The organism is Deltaproteobacteria bacterium (assembly GCA_009930495.1).
Taxonomy (GTDB): domain Bacteria; phylum Desulfobacterota; class Desulfovibrionia; order Desulfovibrionales; family Desulfomicrobiaceae; genus Desulfomicrobium.
On record RZYB01000270.1, the window covers coordinates 1 to 2,522 of the forward strand.

Below are 2,522 nucleotides of genomic sequence, written 5' to 3' on the forward strand. Positions count from 1 at the left end.
TGCATTCTATGCTCTAACTTGGACAGTATTCCACTCTGATGTGGACAGCATTATGCTACATTTGGACAGTATTTAAATTTCTCAAATTAAGGATTAACTTTAAATAAAAACATTTAAAGGAGATCCCAATATGAGGAGTACTCAAATTAGTATGATTAAAGAAATTATTCGTTTGAAATTTGAATTTAATCTATCAACTCGTGCAATAGCAAGAAGTGTCGGATGTAGTAAAAGTTCTGTTGCTAATATTTTAAGAATTTGTAGAATTCATGAATTAAATTATGATTCAATTGCAAAATACAATGATTATGAAATGCAACAACTATTTTTTCCTAAGGAATTAGATTCATCAGAAATAATTCTTCCTAATTGGAAAGAGATTGATGAAGAAATCAATGCTAGAGGTAGTAAAAAAAATATTAAATTCATGTATGCTAAATGTGTTTCTAATAATGAAACCAATTCAAGTAGATCTTACTTTTATGAAAAATATCGTAAATGGAAGAAAGATTCTAAAGCTTATGTTTATTCACCGATAGAGAGAAAACCAGGACAAAACCTTTACATAGATTGGGTTGGGCCTACAATTGATTGTGTAAGAGATTATAAAACTGGAAAACTTAAAACTGCTTATTTTTTTGTAACAACACTTGGATTAAGTTCTTATCCATTTTGTATAGCCTGTGAACATATGAGTCAATCTTATTGGAACGAAGCTCATGTTAAAGCTTTAAAATGGTATGGTGGTATTAGTGAGTGTTGGGTTCCTGACAATACGAAAACGGCAGTAATAAGTAGAAAATGTTATGACATTCAATTAAACCCTTTGTATCAAGAAATGGCTAGATTTTATGATGTTGCAATTATTCCTGCTAGAGTAAGAGCTCCAAAGGATAAAGGTTCTGTTGAACAATTTGTTGGAGAAGCTGAAACCTGGATTCTTGAAAAAATCAAAGACAAAGGTGTGTTTAACAGTTTTAATGAATTAAATAATTTCATTTTTAAAGAAACAAAAGAATTAGCTAGAAAAGTAGATTCTGATAAAAAAATAAAAGTAAGCAGAGAAGAAATATTTCTTAAATATGACAAACCCCACTTACTTCCTTTGCCAGCAAATGATTATGAAATTTATGATTTAAAAACTGGAACTATCAGCAACACATATGCAGCAACATATAAAGGTTGTGAATATACAGTTCCTTACCAATATGCATCTAAACCATACGAGCTACATGCTCGTCATAATCTAATTGAAATATACATTAATCATAAAAGAGTAGCAACTCATCAAAAGGCCCTAAAAGGGATTACTAGAATTTCTTGTGATACCCATATGCCTAAAAAAGATTTAAAATTCAAACTTCAAAGTAGAATGGAATCTAAAGATTATAGAGATAAAGCTCTTCAAATTGGTCCTAGTACATTAGAAGTAATTGAATATTGGTTAAACAAATACGATAAACCTCAACAAGGATATAAAATGTGCTTTTCAATAATCAATTTAATTGAAAGACATAATATAGATATTGTTGAAGCTGCATGTAAAAGAGCAATAGTTACAAATACATTATTAGCTAAAGAAATATCAAATATCATTAAAACCAAATGTTATTTAATACCTAATGATAATATCCCTGTAATAAATAATGAGCCAATAATCCATGAAAATCTTCGTGGTGAATACAAATAAAAAAGGAGAAATAAAACAAATGAATCAACAAACATTAACAAGATTAAAAGAAATGAGACTCTCTGCTATGAAAGAAGAAATTGAAAGACAAGAAACTTTTGGCTCAACCTTAGAGTTATCTTTTGATGAAAGAATGACAATGATTGTAGATAAGCAATGGGAAAGAAAACAAAACAATAGATTACAAAGATTAATTAAAAACTCTGGAATAAGGGATACTTCAGCTGTATTAAGTGATTTTATTGAATCAGAGCATAGAGAAGGTTTAAAAAATAAATTAGTGCAATATGCTTCTTGTTCATGGATTTCTAACCATTTAAATATGATAGTAACAGGTGCCACAGGAACGGGTAAAAGCTTTGTGGCTTCTGCTTTATCTCATGAAGCATGTGTTCAAGGGTTTAAAGTAAAATACTATAGAACAACAAGATTAATAAAAGAATTAAATTTGGCTTATGCCAATGCCAAATATGAACGAATATTATTAGAATTAAAAAAAAGTGATTTACTAGTGTTAGATGATTTTGGACTAGAACCTTTAACACAAACAGCAGCACATGATTTATTAGAAGTAATAGATGATAGATATACATATCATAAATCAATACTTTTTGTTGCTCAAATACCAGTAAAAAACTGGCAAACTCTATTCCCAGATCCAACTGTTGCAGATGCTTCATTAGATAGAGTAGCTTTTAATTCTATCAGGATAAATTTGAAAGGCTCATCAATGAGAGAACAATTAGGAGAAAAACAACTAAAAAATTATAAATAAATGTAAAATATGATTGAAAAAGGAAAGACGGAATGTTAACAATTTGTTAAGATTAAA

At 28.9% G+C, this 2,522-nt stretch carries 2 protein-coding genes; both read left to right on the plus strand.

Annotated features, from left to right (window positions below):
* Positions 1–130 precede the first annotated feature (130 nt).
* The gene (locus EOL86_13595) at positions 131–1,690 is read left to right on the plus strand and encodes an IS21 family transposase (protein NCD26609.1); all 1,560 of its coding nucleotides are present in this window, start codon (positions 131–133) and stop codon (positions 1,688–1,690) included.
* Positions 1,662–2,465 carry an AAA family ATPase gene (locus EOL86_13600; protein ID NCD26610.1) on the plus strand — a complete coding sequence of 268 codons (804 nt, stop codon included), beginning with the start codon at positions 1,662–1,664 and terminating at the stop codon, positions 2,463–2,465. Before EOL86_13595 ends, EOL86_13600 begins: the two co-directional genes overlap by 29 nt.
* Positions 2,466–2,522: the final 57 nt, after the last annotated feature.